Genomic DNA, 17,138 nt, shown 5'->3' on the forward strand with positions numbered 1-17,138 from the left:
GTGTGTTTCAGTGTGTCGCTCGTTTTGGCGACTTTTATAAGATACCACCGTTAGCTAGTTGATGTCAACTGCTTTTTTTAGTGATTCTTAATTTGTTTATTTCGTTTGTTTCAGCCGCTGTAAAAGCGACAAGAAGTAATATACCACCTTCTTGATAATATGGTCAATAGTTTTTTCGAAAAAAGTTAATTTCTTAGTTTCCGCCTTAAATATCTTCTGCAATCAGATGGCTTCGCGAACCTGCAGAACAAACGATAAATGATCTGATACCGCTCTTCTAATACAGTTTTTACAATGGCATCAATCTTATTGTCTTCAAGATCGACCCTTAGTTCTTCCATTTCCTTTTTTAACACATATTCAAACTCATAAAGCTCTTGATGATTTAACAGCATCCCTACCAAAGACAATAGACGACACCCCTCTTATTTTTTCTTTTACCATTATGGCCATGAAAAGTCAGAGTTAATATTTTATAGGAATGTCTAAATTTTCGGTATATCTTGTCCCTTTTATCATAGATATTTTGTAAGGAAGATGGACAGGGGGTAGATGGTTTTATGAAATTTTTCTTTGTTATTAACGGCAAGAAAATGAAACAATACATGGTTGTTGTGTTTGCAGCGTTCTTTGCTGCCTCAATTGCATTTGTAGGACAGCAGCAACTATCTGTGTTTTCATCTAAAGATGGACCCCGTGCGATTTATAAGGGAGAAGACCAAGGAAACAAAGTATCTCTCACGTTTGATATCAGCTGGGGCGACAAACGGGTCACACCGATCTTAGACGTCTTAAAGGAAAAGGGCGTAAAAAACTGTACCTTTTTCCTATCAGCCGCTTGGGCTGAACGTCATCCTGAAATCGTCGAACGTATTGTAAAAGATGGTCATGAAGTAGCTAGTCTCGGTTATCAATACAAAAGCTATACAGATTGGGAAGATAAACAGATCAAGCGGGATATCCTTTTAGCTCAGGAGAAAATTAAAAAAGTATCCGGGAAAATGACTTCTCTCATACGACCACCAAATGGGAATTTTGATGAGCGTGTCTTGAACATCTCAGAAGATCTCAACCACACGGTAGTTCATTGGAGCATCGACACGAAAGATTGGAAAAACCCTGGAGTAGATCGTATTGTTACAACTGCCACTGATGAGACGAAAGCAGGAGACATCATCTTGCTTCATGCATCCGATTCCGTTAAACAAACACATAAAGCACTTCCAACTATTATTGATAAACTCCGCGACGATGGCTTTAAATTTGTGAGTGTAAGTGAGATGATCGCGAATACCGAGGCAAACAGTAAAGAAGTTAACTGATGAATGAAAAAACGCCCCTGCCTTATAAGGCAGTGGGCTTTGTTTGTTTAGATGATTTAGATTGATTTGACTGCAACAGTCGATGCAACATTAAAATTTGATACGTGTTACAAAGCATGATCGGAACAAAGCCCATCCATAGTGAAAGGGTATTGTTTTCTTTTAACACCGGCACCCATTCTAAGATGGTTACGACTGTAATAAAGAAAAGCGTTGGGATGAACGCTACACTCGATGTTTGTTTTACTTTTACATATGCAATGACCAATCCGTAAGCTAAAATCGCAAGCGGAATAAGAATGTAGTTAACGAGGCTGTCGCCTTCCTTGTGAAAAGATGTATATCGTAAATAGAACAGATCGAAAAGTACGACCGCAATCAATACAAGTTGTACTCCGTTCCAAAGGCGATGACTTTTAAAAATACCAAGGCCAAAGCGATGAACCGTTAAATATGCAAAAAAGCCCATCTGACTAAATACACTGAACAACGCGCCAAAACCGATCAGTCCAAAAATATATAGAAGTACTTCTAAAGCGCTGCTGTCCTCAGGAAACTTTAATATAAGACCAACTGTGATTGTACTGACAATCCCAATTAATAATGTGGTAAAGAATAAAAAGATCCAACTTCTAATTTTCACGCGTGTTTTCCCCCTCTAACATGCTCCGTAACGATTGTACCAATGTCTATTTTAAATTGCCAGTTTTCCTTTAAATAACCAGTATAAATACGTGCTAAAAATCAATCCTATAAGTATCGAGCTCAACTTGAAAGGAGGAGGAATTCAAATGAAAAAAATATACATTTTCCTCTTTTGTATCTCTTTTGCTGTTCTTTCGGGCTGTGCTCAAGAAGCCCAAGGCAGTTCACAGGTCGATTACGAAGCAACGAAAAAGATGCTTGTCGATCTATTGAAGACAGATGAAGGAAAAAAAGCCATTAAAGAAGTTCTATCAGATAAAGAAATTCAACAAGATATACTCATTGATCAAGAAGTCATCAAACAGACGATTGAAAAGCAGCTTCTTTCTGAAAAGGGCCAAAAGTTTTGGCAGACCCTTTTTAAAGATCCGAAGTTCTCAGTAGCTTTTGCGAAAAGCATGCGAAAAGAACATGAGAAATTGATGAAGGATTTAATTAAAGATCCTCAGTATCAAGCAGAAGTGATGAAGATCATGCAGAACCCGCAAATGGCACAAAAATTATTATCCCTCGTTGATACACAGCCAGTTAGAAAAGAAATGAAAAAAGTGATGCTTGAAACGTTTGAGAGTCCAATCGTACAAGCTCAAATTCAAGAGATGTTAAAGAAAGTGGCTCATGAAGAAATTGATCAGTCCATCTCGAAAAAAGGAAAAGAAGCTTCATCATCTGGCGGCGGACAAGAGCAACAAGAAGAGTCCACAAGCCCACAATAAAAGCCTCCCGACAACCGGAAGGCTTTTTCTTTAATTTGTTTTATCAATGATTTTCTTTGCCATCTGAATGTAGTGTTCACCGATTGGATGTGTTTGGTCATATACACTTGGCGCAAAATCATCTTCTTTTATTTCAGGCTGACCAAGCGGTATTTGTCCTAGCAACGGTACATTTAACTCTTCTGCTAAACGCTTTCCGCCGTCTTTACCAAATACATATTCCTTCTCACCTGTTGATCCGCTTTGGAAGTAAGACATGTTCTCAACGATACCAAGCACTTCATGGTTTGTCTTGATCGCCATCGTTCCCGCTCGAGCTGCTACGAATGCTGCTGTAGCATGAGGTGTTGTTACGATTACTTCTTTACACTTCGGAAGCATCTTATGAACATCCAGCGCCACATCACCTGTACCTGGCGGCAAGTCTAGAAGAACATAGTCAAGATCTCCCCATTCTACTTCGCTGAAGAAATTCATGAGCATTTTCCCGAGCATCGGTCCACGCCAGATAACAGGTGCGTTATCTTCTACGAAAAATGCCATAGAGATTACTTTTACATCAAAACGTTCAACCGGAAAGATGCGGTCGCCCTTTACTTTCGGACGTTCTGTAATTCCCATCATATCTGGAACACTGAATCCGTAAATATCTGCATCGATCAATCCGACCTTTTTCCCAAGTCTCGCAAGAGCAACAGCTAAGTTGACCGAAACCGTTGATTTCCCTACCCCGCCTTTACCACTAGCGATCGCGATAAATTGAGTCTTGCTGTTTTCGGAAAGAAGAGTAGTTGGTGCACTCTGATTCGCTGCTTCACTTGGGTTTACAGCCGTAATATCGTCTCTTTTTTCGAAACGAAGTCCTACAGATTCCGCTCCAGCGTTTTTCAAAACTTGAACGATCTGCTGCTGCAGCTGCATTTGTTCGGGCGTTCCTGTATGTGCTAAGCCGATTTTCAGCCCCACATATCCTTCTTTTATCTTCAACTCACGGATACTCCCTGAGTCGACCATGCTTTTATGTAAATAAGGGTCTTGAATAGGACCTAACAGCTCGATGACTTTTTCTTCTGTAAGCACATAGACACATCCTTTACCTGTAAAATTCCTTTTCAGTATATCACAACCCCCACCGACAATCATGTAAGCGGTTTTTTAGATGTGTGAATTTCACTGAAGCGAGGAAGCTCACTAAAGTATGTTCGAGCACTTACTATCGACTTTTATGAAAATACTGTCCACTTATTGAAATTTACTGTCCACTTTCAAAGAAATACTGTCCACTTTTACATATTTACTGTCCACTCCAAATTACTCGCGCGGAAAGCGAGCACATGAAAATAGAGAAACACCCCCTCTAATCAAGAGGAGATGTTGGTGGTGTTTCATTTGTATAAAATCGCAGCATACCTTGGTAGATCGATGCCGCTATACTTTTTTGGTACGATTCTGTTTTTAACAGCTCTCGTTCCGATGGATTGGATAAGAAACCGACTTCGACTAGCGCTCCTGGCACTTCTGCAGTCCGCAGCAAGTATAAACCTTCTATGGATTTTGCAAACCGATCCGTATTATTTAGATTTCTTTTGATTTCGTCTTGTATAAATTTAGATACGGCTTCTCCGTCTTCTTTTCCGGGATGATAAAAGACTTGAGCGCCTCTCCACCTGGATGAAGGCAAAGAATTTAAGTGGATCGAAATAAATAAGTCCGCATGATTTTCGTTAATAATTTTTTTTCGCTCTTTTAAATCTTCCCATTTGCGATGTCGCAGTTTTTTTGTACCTTCGTCCGCGAGGTCCGTGTCTGTTTCACGTGTCATGATGACAAGTGCTCCCGCTTCTTGTAAATAATCTCGAAGCAACATGGAAATGTTTAATGCGATTTCTTTTTCAAGAACTTCTCCATCACCAACAGCACCACCGTCAGCACCGCCATGGCCTGGGTCGATTACGATAATCTTTCCAGAGAGCGGCATGTTCCACGAGCGCCACGAATCATCATCTAAAAAATGATAGGTGAAAATAAAGATAAGGACAGCGCATCCAAGTGCAAATGCGGCTCCCTTCACCCACTTCTTCATGTTTCGTCCCCCTATACAAGCCATATATCACTATGTATATGGGACAAGAAGAAATTTATAACTGTTTAGCGATTATTGCAACTTCATCCGGTAGCGTTTTTCACCGTTTTTGTAGCCTTCCATCCACCAAATATGAACGAATGCCTCACAGCAAAGATGAAGAGATTCCATCATCATCTCTGTTCCCCAGCACCAGAACTGCCAATATTCAAAAAGACCGTCTGCAATTGCCTGTTGTTTTGCATATGCTCTTTCCTTAATCTTTTCTAATGTTTCTCCATGATACGCAAATCGGCTGTAGCCTGCACCTAAGAGATAAGAATCGATCGCCATATCGATGCACGCATCTTCAATGTCATTTTGATAAAGAAGCGAGTATTGAAAAAATGGTTGAAACAAACGCTGAAATTCTTTTTTTATGGTAGCAAGGGATAAGTCCCGAAGTACTTTCCGCTCGAACGTTTCTTTTTTGAAGCGCTGCTTTTCTTTAAAGTTGTTTAATACGATTGCCATTAATACCTCCCCTTTCATCATGTTGTGTTTTCCATATCTATATTTTCTCCAGAGATGGCTTCACGACACTTCATAAAAGATGGGAATAACTCTTTATGGCATTATGGAGGGGAAAAAGGCAGGGCACGATAAGATCTGCGTTAGACTTAATTTTTTCGTTTTTGACTTAATTATTTTAAATTAGACTTAATTATTTGGGTTAAGACTTAATTTTCACGATTAAAGGCTTAATGGTTCGGAATTTGACTCAATCTTCTCGAACTAGACGCAATTCACAAATAAAAAAACCCCGCTCTCTAAAAAAGAGAACAGGGTTTTGAAAAACGTAATAGAAATTAACGTTTTGAGAACTGAGGTGCACGACGAGCGCCTTTAAGTCCGTACTTCTTACGCTCTTTCATACGAGCGTCACGAGTAAGGAATCCAGCTGCTTTAAGAGAACCGCGGTACTCAGGATCTGCTTCAAGAAGCGCACGAGAGATACCGTGACGGATAGCTCCTGCTTGTCCAGTGTATCCACCGCCATGAACAGTAACTAATACGTCATACTTGTCAGTTGTTTCAGTTGTGTTAAGTGGTTGCTTAACGATAAGCTTTAATGTTTCTAATCCGAAAAATTCGTCAATGTCACGTCCGTTGATTACGATACGGCCTTCACCAGGAACTAATCGTACACGCGCTACGGAGTGCTTACGACGTCCAGTGCCATAATATTGTACTTGTGCCACGTAAATACCCTCCTTTTTATCCGCGTAACTCGTAGTTTTCAGGTTTTTGTGCTTGGTTGTTGTGCTCAGCTCCAGCGTAAACGTGAAGCTTTTTGAACATTTGGCGACCAAGGCTGTTCTTTGGAAGCATACCTTTGATTGCTAGCTCAAGCATTTGAACTGGACGAGTTGTACGCATTTCTAATGCAGTTCTCGTACGCAGTCCACCTGGGTGACCAGTGTGGCGGTAGTAAATTTTGTCTGTTAATTTCTTACCTGTTAATTCAATCTTCTCAGCGTTGATGATGATTACGTGATCACCAGTGTCAACGTGTGGTGTATAAATAGGCTTATGCTTACCGCGAAGGATAGATGCAACTTCACTGGATAGACGTCCAAGTGTTTTGCCTTCAGCGTCGATCACAAACCATTTACGTTCTACTTCAGAAGCTTTCGCCATGAAAGTCGTACGCATGTGTTTTCCCTCCTGTATCTTCAATCAAATTTCATTATATTCATGTGAACATTTCCCGAGATATCTACACGGGGCATGTGGACGATATCTGTAGAAATACCAAATAATATCTTATAATATATAAACAACGATGTCAAGCGTATCCTAAATATTATTCCGTTTTATCTTCATATTCTACATGAAAGAGATAGAGTCCGTTTGCCGGAGCTGTTTTTCCAGCGAGCGCACGGTCTTTGCTTTTAATAATCGCTGAGATCTCCTCAGTTTTTCGCTTTCCTTGACCAACTTCTAAAAGTGTACCAACAAGTATGCGAACCATGTTATATAAAAAACCACTGCCTCTTACCTTCAGCGTTAGGACATTGCCTTCTTCCTCAACATCTAAAGCAAAGATCGTACGAATTTTGTCTTCCACTTCCGACTTTGCTGATGAAAATGAGGTAAAGTCATGTGTACCTAAAAATAACAATGCAGCTTGCTTCATATCCTCTACGTTTAAGGAGTAAGGGAAATGAAACATATGATTTCTTTGAAAAACATCTGGTTGCTTACTTCTTAAAATTTTATAGTGATACTCTTTACCCGTTGCAGAGAAACGAGAATGAAAAGAATCACTGACCATCTCTACTTCTTTTATTAGAATATCATTCGGAAGCATCGCATTCAATGCCTTCCCCCAAGCTTCAGAAGGAATCTCCATGGGTGTATCAAAATGAAACACTTGACCGATGGCATGAACACCCGCATCCGTGCGTCCTGAGGCATAGATTCCTACAGGTTCCCCTTTGTGCATCTTTTGCAGGACGGCCTGAATCGTTCCTTGCACCGTTCTGCCGCTAGGCTGTATTTGGTATCCGGCAAACCCAGTACCATCATAGGCTACGGTTACTTTCATACGAGCCATGTTCAATCTCCTTTTAATTGCGTAATAAGAATAGCGCAAGAGTCAGCAATGCTAGTAAAAGCAGTGCAAACGTATCACGTTGATGCCACTCTAGCGCTCGAAGTCGCGTTCTGCCTTCACCACCACGATAACCTCTCGCCTCCATCGCAAGAGCGAGTTCTTCAGCCCGCTTAAACGAAGAGACGAATAACGGAACTAACAGCGGTACAAAAGCTTTTGCTCGTTCTTTGATCGGTCCGCTCGTGAAATCAGCACCACGTGCCATCTGCGCTTTCATGATTTTTTCCGTCTCTTGTAAGAGTGTTGGAATAAACCTGAGTGAGATCGACATCATCAATGCGAACTCATGAACAGGAAGTTTCCACTTTTTTAAAGGTCCTAACAAGTGTTCCAAACCATCTGTAATATCGATCGGTGTTGTTGTTAAGGTTAAGAGCGACGTCATCATAACAAGTAATAAAAGCCTTAGGGCAATGAAGATCCCTTGAATCACTCCGCCTTCGTAAATTTCAAGAAAGCCCGCTTTATAAAGCAAATCGCCTTCTTTTGTTAAGAAAATATGCAAAAGCATCGTAAACACGACAAGTAAAAGAATCGGCTTTAATCCTTTATATAAAAAACGAAGTGGAACTTTTGACAAACTGATCGTTACAAACGTAAAAGCGATTAGTAGTCCATAAGTAAGCCAGTTGTTCGCCAAAAAGACGATAAACAAGTAAAAGAAGGCAGCAATGAGCTTCGAGCGGGAATCCATCCGATGAAGTGGAGAGGAAGCTGGGTAATACTGCCCGATAATAACATTCTGCAGCATATTAGTTCCCCCTCTTCTTCAGACTCTGACTAACTTGTTTAGCCAGCTCGTCCACTGTAAACTTCGATAATGCCAGATTCAAACCAGACTTCTCATTCCACTTTTGTAAAAATTGAACGGTCTCTGGCACATCTAATCCGGCTTTCTGTAGAGCTTCTCGCTCACTAAAGATGTCAGTCGGCTTACCATGTAGATACAGTTCACCTTTATGCATCACAGCAATCTCATCTGCGTATCTCGAAGCGTCTTCCATACTGTGAGTAACAAGTATCGTAGTGAGGTTATTTCTCTCATGCAGGGAATAGAACAGCTCCATAATCTCAACACGCCCAGCTGGATCAAGTCCTGCTGTAGGCTCGTCCAAGATCAGCACTTCGGGATTCATGGCAAGAACACCTGCAATCGCCACACGACGCATCTGGCCACCGCTCAAGTCAAAAGGAGATTTACTTAGAACACTCTCTGGAAGTCCTACCATCTCAATTACTTTAGTAGCAGTTAGCTTCGCGCTTTCTTCAGACACACCAAAATTCCGTGGACCAAACATGATATCTTTTTCAACCGTTTCTTCAAAAAGCTGATGCTCAGGATACTGAAAAACAATACCGGCTTTTTTTCGAAGTGATTTTAAATCTTGTTTCTTACCGCCAGCCTTAAGTTCAGTACTGCCCATCTTTATCGAGCCTGCTGAAGGCTTTAATAGCCCGTTAAGATGTTGAATAAGTGTAGACTTTCCAGAGCCAGTGTGCCCGATCAAAGCAAGGAAAGTACCATCCGCGATGTCGAGGTTAATATCGTGCAGTGCACGCCTCTCGAACGGAGTTCCCTCCATGTATCTATGCTCTAGACGGTTTATGCTAATTTCCATAATGCATTCACCAGCTCTTCCTGCGTTAAATAGCTTTTATCAAGCTCCACACCTTGTTGGCGAAGAGCCTCACTTAACTTTAGTGAAAACGGTAAATCCAGACCGGCCGATTTCAAAAGTTCACGCTGCTGAAAAATGTCTTCAGGTACGCCTTCAGCTGCCTTCTCTCCCATTTTCATGACGACAACTCTGTCTGCACTTAGCGCTTCCTCTAAATCATGAGTGATAGAAATGACAGTGATGCCCTCTTTTTCATTCAGTTCGCGCACAGTCTCGATCACTTCAATTCGACCGATCGGATCGAGCATCGATGTCGCTTCATCCAAAACGATAACAGAAGGTTTCTGTGCCAATATACCGGCTATTGCCACTCGTTGCTTCTGCCCACCGGATAATTGATGAGGTTCCTGGTTTAAGAAAGCTTCCATTCCCACTCTCTCTATACTTTCATTGATACGCTTTACCATCTCGTCTCGCGGAACACCGAAATTCTCCAGGCCAAACGCGATGTCATCTTGTACGCTCGTTCCTACAAACTGGTTATCTGGATTTTGAAAGACCATCCCGACAAGTCTTCTTATTTCCCAGATGTCGTCTGGAAGGCCTGTCGTGTACTGTGAGACATATACAGCCCCCTCATTAGGCAACAACAGCCCGTTGAGCATTTTTGCTAACGTGGACTTTCCAGAGCCGTTATGGCCCACGATCGATAGCCATTCCCCTTTGTGTACATCTAACGTTACACCTTTAAGCGTAGGTGTCTCTTCTCCCGGATAATAAAAGGTCACATCTTTAACGGTAATGATGTTTTCCATGTGACATCCTCCTCTTAACTGCTGCTCATTCTAAGCTGCTCTCTGCTCGATATTAGTCTTTAATAAAGATGTTGCTTTCAAAAAGTATGAGCTTTATTGACTAGTTGATTGGAGCGCAAGGTGCGAGACTCCTGCGGGAGAAGCGAGCACCTGAAGCGCAAATCAACCTCTCGAAAATCTACTCGGATTTTCGATAAAATAAAAAAGGGCAAGATTGTCATTGAAGACTTGATCCCGCCCTTTCATACGTTTTATTAAACTAATTCAATGATAACCATTGGTGCACCATCACCACGGCGAGGGCCGATTTTTGCGATGCGAGTGTAACCACCGTTACGCTCTGCATAGCGAGGTGCAAGATCACTGAAAAGCTTTTGTAGAGATCTTTGTCCAGACTCAGCGTCTGCTACTTCGTTACGAAGGAACGATGCAGCTTGACGGCGAGCATGAAGGTCTCCACGCTTACCAAGCGTAATCATTTTCTCAGCAAATTTACGAACTTCTTTTGCACGTGCTTCTGTAGTTTCAATACGCTCGTTGATGATTAAATCAGTAGCTAAATCACGAAGCATTGCTTTACGAACCGCAGATACACGACCTAACTTTTGGTATCCCATGCTTGTATTCCCTCCTCTGCGCGTTTCTCTCTCGTCTTGAAAAAGCGCGTATTACGAATTAATCGTCAGCGCGTAATGAAAGACCTAGCTCTTCAAGTTTCTCTTGAACTTCTTCAAGAGATTTCTTTCCAAGGTTCCGTACTTTCATCATGTCTTCTTCAGACTTATTCGCAAGTTCTTGAACTGTATTAATGCCAGCACGCTTTAGGCAGTTATAAGAACGAACAGAAAGATCAAGTTCTTCGATCGTCATCTCAAGTACTTTTTCTTTTTGGTCTTCTTCTTTTTCTACCATAATCTCAGCGTTCTGAGCTTGATCTGTTAAGCCAACAAAAATGTTTAAATGTTCGCTAATGATCTTCGCACCAAGAGAAACTGCTTCCTCTGGACGAATGCTCCCATCTGTCCATACATCAAGCGTTAGCTTATCATAGTTTGTTACTTGTCCTACACGAGTGTTTTCCACTTGATAGTTTACACGTGAAATTGGCGTGTAAATTGAATCAACAGGAATTACCCCGATCGGCAGGTCTTCGCGTTTATTGCCTTCTGCCTGTACATAACCACGACCACGTTTAGCATGAAGCTTCATTTGGAAATGAGCTCCTTTTGCTAGTGTTGCGATATGAAGATCCGGATTAAGGACCTCAACATCACTGTCATGAGTAATGTCGCCAGCTGTTACAACACCGTCACCTTGTACATCGATTTCAAGTGTCTTCTCTTCATCAGAGTAAATCTTCATTGCAAGTTTCTTTAAGTTTAAGATGATGGTTGTAACATCTTCAACTACACCTTCAACTGTAGAGAACTCATGCAATACGCCATTGATCTGAATAGATGTAACTGCTGCACCAGGTAGTGAGGACAACAAGATACGACGCAAGGAGTTGCCTAGTGTAGTCCCGTATCCACGTTCAAGTGGTTCAACAACAAACTTTCCGTATGTGGCATCGTCGCTGATTTCAACCGTCTCAATTCTTGGCTTTTCGATTTCGATCATTCAACTGAACCCTCCTTCAAACGTCGAATCTCGGCTGGAGGTTTCCAGCCGAAATTCCCCATAGGCATTCCGACTTATCATTTACCAAAACTTTCACTATAACCATTATAGACAAGTTATAGAAATATATACCGTGTATATTGTTACACGCGACGGCGTTTTGGCGGGCGGCAACCGTTGTGAGGTACAGGAGTAACGTCACGAATAGCTGTTACTTCTAAGCCTACCGCTTGAAGGGCACGGATTGCTGCTTCACGTCCAGCACCAGGTCCTTTAACGGATACTTCCAACGTTTTCATACCATGTTCCATTGCAGTTTTACCAGCTGTTTCAGCTGCCATTTGTGCTGCGAACGGAGTAGACTTACGAGAACCTTTAAATCCTAGGTGACCAGCAGTCGCCCAAGAGATTGCGTTCCCGTGCGTGTCAGTGATCGTAATGATCGTGTTGTTGAATGTAGAACGGATATGTGCTACGCCGACTTCAACATTCTTTTTGACACGACGTTTACGTGTATTAGTCTTACGTGCTTTTGCCATTTAGAGTTTACCTCCTTTACTTACTTTTTCTTATTCGCTACTGTACGACGAGGTCCTTTACGAGTACGGGAGTTGTTCTTCGTGTTTTGACCACGTACTGGTAATCCACGACGATGACGAACACCACGATATGCTCCGATCTCGATTAGACGCTTGATGTTTAGTGATACTTCACGACGAAGGTCACCTTCCACTTTGTGTCCATCGATGACTTCGCGGATTTTATTTAATTCATCTTCAGTAAGATCACGAACGCGTGTATCTTCAGAAACTCCAGCTCCAGCAAGAATTTGCTGTGCTTTTGTTTTACCGATACCGAAGATGTATGTTAAAGAGATTACTACTCGCTTATCACGAGGAATATCTACACCTGCAACACGTGCCATAATTTTTGCACCTCCTGTATATTAACCTTGTTTTTGTTTATGTTTCGGATTTTCACAGATCACCATTACAGTGCCTCTGCGGCGAATCACTTTACATTTTTCACATATTGGCTTGACTGATGGTCTTACCTTCATTGTTTATAACCTCCTTATGTCACGGAGTACATTGATTATTTAAAACGATACGTTATACGACCACGTGATAAGTCATACGGAGACAATTCTACGGTTACTTTATCCCCTGGAAGAATTCGAATGTAGTGCATACGAATCTTTCCAGAAACGTGCGCTAGAACTTTGTGTCCGTTTTCTAGTTCAACACGAAACATGGCGTTCGGAAGAGGTTCAATTACTGTACCTTCGACCTCAATAACATCATCTTTAGCCATCGACTTGATCTCCCTTCTTCAGAGCAATGACTTTCTCGTCGGAAAACTTCGCTACTGCATAACGCAATTTGCCATTGGTTACACGACCTGTTTCAAGAATGCTTTTAACAACTTCCGGAGAAGTAAAATCCAGCAGCTCTAAGTGGTTTAGGTTCTTACGCTTGGCTCGATCAAACTTTCTCTTGTCACCATCTGCTACGAGGACGAAACGTCCATCGAGAATACCGACAATCACACCTAACCGATCTGCGTCTCTTCCTTTTAGTATCCGAACCAGTTGACCTATGCTCGGTACCGAATCAGATTCGCTTACCATTTCATCACCTTCACTTAGATCTTTGTTAAGATTTCAAAGCCTTCTTCCGTAATGACAACCGTGTGTTCGAAATGAGCACACCATTTGCCATCCGTTGTGACAACCGTCCAGTTATCGGATAATGTTCGAACATAGCGAGTTCCCGCATTAATCATAGGCTCTATTGCTAGAACCATGCCCTTTTTCAGCACCGGCCCTTTACCAGGCGGTCCATAATGAGGAATTTGCGGGTCCTCATGTAAGTCCTGGCCTATTCCGTGTCCGACATATTCGCGAACAACAGAAAACCCTTCACCCTCAGCATACTTTTGTATCTCATGAGAAATGTCAGTTAACCGGGCACCGGCTTTTGCTTTTTCAAGTCCTTTATATAAAGACTCTTCCGTTACATCCAGAAGTTTTTGAGCTTCATCTGAAATCTCGCCAACTCCATACGTCCAAGCGGAGTCACCGTGGTATCCTTTGTACTTCGCCCCAATATCTATAGAGATAATGTCGCCATGGTTGAGTACGCGTTTACCTGGAATTCCGTGCACAAGTTCTTCATTTACAGAAGCACAGATGCTTCCACTAAAACCATTATAGTTTTTAAATGAAGGAATTGCACCTTGGCTGCGGATAAACGTATCAGCAATTTTATCCAGTTCCTTAGTAGTTATGCCAGGCTTAATGTGTTTTTTTAACTCTTGATGAGTTAAGGCAACAATGCGACCTGCCTCCCGCATGATTTCAATCTCTCGCGGTGTTTTGCAGATTATCATTTCGCCAATCCCCCAATAAGTTGGTCAATGTCTTGAAAGACTTTGTCGATATCCTGATCACCATTCATGTTTTTCAGGTAACCTTTTTCACCATAAAAATCAAGCAGTGGTTTAGCCTGCTTCATGTTTACATTTAAACGGTTTCGAACGGTCTCTTCATTATCATCTTGACGTTGGATAAGCGTACCGCCGTCTTTATCACATACTCCTTCAACCTTTGGTGGGTTGAATATTACATGATACGTGCTTCCGCATGTTTGGCAAATCCGACGACCTGTTAATCGCTGCATAAGCTGATCAGAATCTACTGAAATGTTTAACACATAATCAATCGTTCTTCCAAGCTCTGTTGTGATTTCTTCCAGTGCTTCCGCTTGGGCAACTGTCCGAGGGAATCCATCTAGTAAAAATCCTTTTTCGCAGTCCTTTTTAGAAAGTCGGTCACGTACGATACCGATTGTAACTTCGTCAGGAACGAGGTTACCCGCATCCATGTACGATTTTGCCTCAAGTCCAAGAGGAGTCTCCTCTTTAATTGCTGCTCGGAACATATCTCCAGTAGAGATATGAGGTATTCCGTATTTCTCAACAATTCTTTCTGCTTGAGTACCCTTACCTGCTCCGGGCAATCCCATTAAGACTAGATACATCTAATCCCTCCATAAATCACAATCGTCTTTTATCAAGAGCATATGGGAAGATGAATCTTCCCGTGCTCTTATTTAATGAAGCCTTTGTAGTGTCGCTTGATCAGCTGACTCTCAATCTGCTTCATGGTGTCAAGTGCCACACCTACAACAATCAGCAAGCTTGTTCCACCAATTTGAATGGCTGGCGGAAGGTTCAAACCTGGAATTGCTGTAAAGACAACTGGCAGGACTGCAACTGCAGCCAGGAAAAGAGATCCAACAAATGTTAATCGATACAGAATTCTTGTTATATAAGTTTGAGTGTTAGCTCCTGGTCGAATGCCAGGAATGTATCCACCCTGCTTCTTTAAGTTTTCCGCCATTTGCTCCGGATTTACTTGGATAAACGTATAGAAATACGAGAATCCGATAATAAGGAGCGCATATATAATCATTCCGACTGGTTTCGTGTAGTCAAACGTGTTGATAATCCAAGTCGTAACATCATTCTGTCCGAAGAAGCCGGCAACAGTTCTTGGCGTGATGATCAAGGAAATCGCGAAGATAACCGGGATAACACCTGCTGCGTTTACTTTAATCGGAAGATGAGTTGACTGGCCGCCAACAGGCTTTGTTCCAACGACTCGCTTTGCATACTGAATCGGGATTTTCCGAACACCTTGTTGAATAAAGATAACACCCATAATAATGAGTACAATCGCAAGAGCAAGCAGTACAATCGTTACAATATGCATGAATAACTGATCGTTACCACCTTCAAATTGCGTTGTGAAAAGCTGGTTAACTGCTGTAGGAATAGCTGCGGCAATCCCCGCAAAAATCAGAACTGAAATTCCGTTTCCAATCCCCTTAAGGGTAATCTGCTCACCTAACCACATTAAGAATGCAGTACCTGCAGTTAAAACTAACGCGATAAAAAGATACGTAGACATACTAGGGTTTTGAATAAGTCCTGGGAAAAGATTGTTAAAACCGATAGACATACCGATTGCCTGGATAAAACCAAGAACAATAGTTCCATAGCGAGTGAACTGAGCTAATTTCTTACGCCCAACTTCACCTTGCTTACTCCACTCCGTAAATTTAGGAACAACGTCCATCTGCAAAAGCTGCACGATGATCGATGCTGTAATATACGGCATGATACCCATAGCGAAAATGGAGAAGTTCTGTAAAGCTCCACCGCCAAACGTATTCAAAAAACCAAAAATGTTAGCACTGTCGCCCGTACTGAATTTCAGTACATCACGATTTACGCCTGGTACTGGGATAAATGTTCCTAGACGGAACACTACCAGCATAGCAAGTGTAAACAATATCTTGTTTCTCAGATCACCCACACGCATAATGTTGGAGATTGTCTGGAACATTAGATCACCTCAGTAGTTCCGCCCGCTGCTTCAATTGCTTCTTTAGCAGAAACAGAGAATTTGTGCGCCTTAACTGTAAGCTTAGCTTCTAACTTGCCATTTCCAAGAACTTTAATTCCGTTTTTAAGACTGCTAACTACTCCTGTTTCGATAAGAAGTTCCGGAGTAACTACTGTGCCCTCTTCAAAACGAACTAGCTTCTCAAGATTTACAACTGCATACTCTTTACGAGTAGGGTTTGTGAATCCGCGTTTCGGTAAACGACGTGCTAGTGGATTTTGTCCACCTTCGAATCCAGGTCTAACACCACCGCCTGAACGAGAGTTTTGACCTTTATGACCACGACCACTTGTTTTACCATTGCCTGATCCGATACCGCGACCTAAACGGTTGCGAACTTTACGGGATCCTTCTGATGGCTTCAACTCATGAAGTTTCATCTGAGCACCTCCTCATGATTTATTTATCTTATTAAGCTTCTAATTCTTTCACTGTTAAAAGGTGAGACACCTTGTTAACCATACCGCGGATAGCCGCGTTATCTTCGTGTACAACCGTCTGGTGCATTTTGCGCAAACCAAGTGTCTTAACAACGATACGTTGGTTTTCAGGACGGCCGATAACACTACGAGTGAGGGTGATTTCTAATTTCTTAGCCATCTAAAGTTCCCTCCTTAACCTAAAAGCTCTTGTACTGATTTACCGCGAAGTTTCGCAACGTCTTCAGCACGCTTTAAATTTTTCAAACCTTCGATAGTTGCACGAACCATGTTGATTGGGTTGTTAGATCCAAGTGACTTAGAAAGGATGTCACCTACACCAGCAAGCTCCAATACTGCACGTACAGGTCCACCAGCAATTACCCCAGTACCTTCAGATGCAGGTTTAAGAAGTACGTTACCTGCTCCAAAGCGTCCAATTACTTGGTGAGGAATTGTTGTTTTTACGATCGGTACAGTTACTAAGTTCTTCTTAGCATCTTCAATCGCCTTACGGATCGCTTCTGGTACCTCTTGGGCTTTACCAGTACCGAATCCAACGTGACCGTTTTTGTCACCAACTACAACTACTGCAGCAAAGCGGAAACGACGTCCACCTTTTACTACCTTAGCTACACGGTTAACGGTAACGACGCGTTCTTCAAGTTCAAGTTTGTTAGGGTCGATACGCATCAGGTTCCCTCCTTCG

Annotated in this window: 26 protein-coding genes; 2 read left to right on the plus strand and 24 right to left on the minus strand. The window is 42.0% G+C overall.

The features are described from left to right. Positions 1-185 precede the first annotated feature (185 nt). The gene (locus IHV10_RS20800) at positions 186-410 is read right to left on the minus strand and encodes a hypothetical protein (protein WP_231619647.1); all 225 of its coding nucleotides are present in this window, start codon (positions 408-410) and stop codon (positions 186-188) included. A 150-nt stretch (positions 411-560) separates the two neighbouring features. On the opposite strand from IHV10_RS20800, the gene pdaB reads away from it, so the two are divergent. Continuing rightward, entirely contained in the window at positions 561-1,322 is a 762-nt protein-coding gene (gene pdaB, locus IHV10_RS20805; RefSeq protein WP_197134147.1) for a polysaccharide deacetylase family sporulation protein PdaB, read from the plus strand. 22 nt (positions 1,323-1,344) lie between these two features. Here pdaB and IHV10_RS20810 read toward each other — a convergent pair whose 3' ends face one another. Continuing rightward, positions 1,345-1,965, minus strand: coding sequence for a KinB-signaling pathway activation protein (locus tag IHV10_RS20810; RefSeq protein WP_197134150.1), 621 nt, complete (start codon positions 1,963-1,965; stop codon positions 1,345-1,347). Positions 1,966-2,113: 148 nt separating this feature from the next. Between IHV10_RS20810 and gerD the strand changes: the two genes are divergently transcribed. After that, entirely contained in the window at positions 2,114-2,743 is a 630-nt protein-coding gene (gene gerD / locus IHV10_RS20815) for a spore germination lipoprotein GerD (RefSeq protein ID WP_197134154.1), read from the plus strand. A 30-nt stretch (positions 2,744-2,773) separates the two neighbouring features. On the opposite strand, the gene IHV10_RS20820 is transcribed toward gerD, so the two are convergent. The 22 genes from IHV10_RS20820 to rpsE form a co-directional block, all read right to left on the minus strand. Further along, positions 2,774-3,823: a P-loop NTPase gene (locus tag IHV10_RS20820; protein ID WP_197134157.1), complete on the minus strand. Its 1,050-nt coding sequence runs from the start codon at positions 3,821-3,823 to the stop codon at positions 2,774-2,776. A 277-nt stretch (positions 3,824-4,100) separates the two neighbouring features. Continuing rightward, positions 4,101-4,826 (minus strand): N-acetylmuramoyl-L-alanine amidase CwlD, encoded by a 726-nt coding sequence (cwlD, locus tag IHV10_RS20825; RefSeq protein ID WP_197134160.1) that lies wholly within the window; start codon positions 4,824-4,826, stop codon positions 4,101-4,103. A gap of 72 nt (positions 4,827-4,898) precedes the next feature. Next, positions 4,899-5,339, minus strand: coding sequence for a DUF2521 family protein (locus IHV10_RS20830; RefSeq protein WP_197134163.1), 441 nt, complete (start codon positions 5,337-5,339; stop codon positions 4,899-4,901). A 335-nt stretch (positions 5,340-5,674) separates the two neighbouring features. After that, positions 5,675-6,067 (minus strand): 30S ribosomal protein S9, encoded by a 393-nt coding sequence (gene rpsI / locus IHV10_RS20835; protein ID WP_066237857.1) that lies wholly within the window; start codon positions 6,065-6,067, stop codon positions 5,675-5,677. A 16-nt stretch (positions 6,068-6,083) separates the two neighbouring features. Continuing rightward, positions 6,084-6,521, minus strand: coding sequence for a 50S ribosomal protein L13 (gene rplM, locus IHV10_RS20840; protein ID WP_066237860.1), 438 nt, complete (start codon positions 6,519-6,521; stop codon positions 6,084-6,086). 151 nt (positions 6,522-6,672) lie between these two features. Then, entirely contained in the window at positions 6,673-7,425 is a 753-nt protein-coding gene (gene truA / locus IHV10_RS20845; RefSeq protein ID WP_197134166.1) for a tRNA pseudouridine(38-40) synthase TruA, read from the minus strand. Positions 7,426-7,438: 13 nt separating this feature from the next. Then, positions 7,439-8,236 carry an energy-coupling factor transporter transmembrane component T family protein gene (locus IHV10_RS20850; RefSeq protein ID WP_197134169.1) on the minus strand — a complete coding sequence of 266 codons (798 nt, stop codon included), beginning with the start codon at positions 8,234-8,236 and terminating at the stop codon, positions 7,439-7,441. Position 8,237: 1 nt separating this feature from the next. Further along, positions 8,238-9,104: an energy-coupling factor ABC transporter ATP-binding protein gene (locus IHV10_RS20855; protein WP_197134172.1), complete on the minus strand. Its 867-nt coding sequence runs from the start codon at positions 9,102-9,104 to the stop codon at positions 8,238-8,240. Further along, on the minus strand, positions 9,089-9,919 hold the full coding sequence (locus IHV10_RS20860) for an energy-coupling factor ABC transporter ATP-binding protein (RefSeq protein WP_197134175.1): 831 nt from the start codon (positions 9,917-9,919) through the stop codon (positions 9,089-9,091). The genes IHV10_RS20855 and IHV10_RS20860 overlap by 16 nt, the downstream gene beginning before the upstream one ends. Before the next feature lie 254 nt (positions 9,920-10,173). Beyond that, a complete protein-coding gene (gene rplQ / locus IHV10_RS20865) occupies positions 10,174-10,536 on the minus strand; it encodes a 50S ribosomal protein L17 (RefSeq protein ID WP_066237878.1) in 363 nt (120 codons plus the stop codon). Positions 10,537-10,594: 58 nt separating this feature from the next. Further along, positions 10,595-11,539, minus strand: a complete 945-nt coding sequence (locus IHV10_RS20870; protein ID WP_066390697.1) for a DNA-directed RNA polymerase subunit alpha — start codon at positions 11,537-11,539, stop codon at positions 10,595-10,597. Between the two features lie 143 nt (positions 11,540-11,682). Beyond that, positions 11,683-12,078, minus strand: coding sequence for a 30S ribosomal protein S11 (gene rpsK, locus IHV10_RS20875; protein ID WP_066237883.1), 396 nt, complete (start codon positions 12,076-12,078; stop codon positions 11,683-11,685). A 20-nt stretch (positions 12,079-12,098) separates the two neighbouring features. Continuing rightward, on the minus strand, positions 12,099-12,464 hold the full coding sequence (gene rpsM / locus IHV10_RS20880) for a 30S ribosomal protein S13 (protein ID WP_066390695.1): 366 nt from the start codon (positions 12,462-12,464) through the stop codon (positions 12,099-12,101). 21 nt (positions 12,465-12,485) lie between these two features. Then, positions 12,486-12,599: a 50S ribosomal protein L36 gene (rpmJ, locus tag IHV10_RS20885; RefSeq protein ID WP_007203526.1), complete on the minus strand. Its 114-nt coding sequence runs from the start codon at positions 12,597-12,599 to the stop codon at positions 12,486-12,488. Between the two features lie 35 nt (positions 12,600-12,634). Then, positions 12,635-12,853 carry a translation initiation factor IF-1 gene (infA, locus tag IHV10_RS20890; RefSeq protein WP_066237890.1) on the minus strand — a complete coding sequence of 73 codons (219 nt, stop codon included), beginning with the start codon at positions 12,851-12,853 and terminating at the stop codon, positions 12,635-12,637. Next, a complete protein-coding gene (locus tag IHV10_RS20895) occupies positions 12,846-13,169 on the minus strand; it encodes a KOW domain-containing RNA-binding protein (RefSeq protein ID WP_137792243.1) in 324 nt (107 codons plus the stop codon). The genes infA and IHV10_RS20895 overlap by 8 nt, the downstream gene beginning before the upstream one ends. Positions 13,170-13,183: 14 nt before the next feature. Further along, a complete protein-coding gene (gene map, locus IHV10_RS20900; RefSeq protein WP_197134178.1) occupies positions 13,184-13,930 on the minus strand; it encodes a type I methionyl aminopeptidase in 747 nt (248 codons plus the stop codon). After that, the gene (locus IHV10_RS20905) at positions 13,927-14,580 is read right to left on the minus strand and encodes an adenylate kinase (protein WP_066390692.1); all 654 of its coding nucleotides are present in this window, start codon (positions 14,578-14,580) and stop codon (positions 13,927-13,929) included. The genes map and IHV10_RS20905 overlap by 4 nt, the downstream gene beginning before the upstream one ends. 68 nt (positions 14,581-14,648) lie before the next feature. Further along, positions 14,649-15,950, minus strand: coding sequence for a preprotein translocase subunit SecY (secY, locus tag IHV10_RS20910; protein WP_197134181.1), 1,302 nt, complete (start codon positions 15,948-15,950; stop codon positions 14,649-14,651). Next, the gene (gene rplO, locus IHV10_RS20915; RefSeq protein ID WP_197134184.1) at positions 15,950-16,390 is read right to left on the minus strand and encodes a 50S ribosomal protein L15; all 441 of its coding nucleotides are present in this window, start codon (positions 16,388-16,390) and stop codon (positions 15,950-15,952) included. Before rplO ends, secY begins: the two co-directional genes overlap by 1 nt. A gap of 31 nt (positions 16,391-16,421) precedes the next feature. Further along, the gene (rpmD, locus tag IHV10_RS20920) at positions 16,422-16,610 is read right to left on the minus strand and encodes a 50S ribosomal protein L30 (RefSeq protein WP_066237910.1); all 189 of its coding nucleotides are present in this window, start codon (positions 16,608-16,610) and stop codon (positions 16,422-16,424) included. A 14-nt stretch (positions 16,611-16,624) separates the two neighbouring features. After that, positions 16,625-17,125 (minus strand): 30S ribosomal protein S5, encoded by a 501-nt coding sequence (gene rpsE, locus IHV10_RS20925; protein ID WP_066237913.1) that lies wholly within the window; start codon positions 17,123-17,125, stop codon positions 16,625-16,627. Between the last annotated feature and the right edge of the window lie 13 nt (positions 17,126-17,138).

This window comes from Fictibacillus sp. 5RED26 (assembly GCF_015903895.1).
Taxonomy (GTDB): Bacteria; Bacillota; Bacilli; order Bacillales; family Fictibacillaceae; genus Fictibacillus; species Fictibacillus phosphorivorans.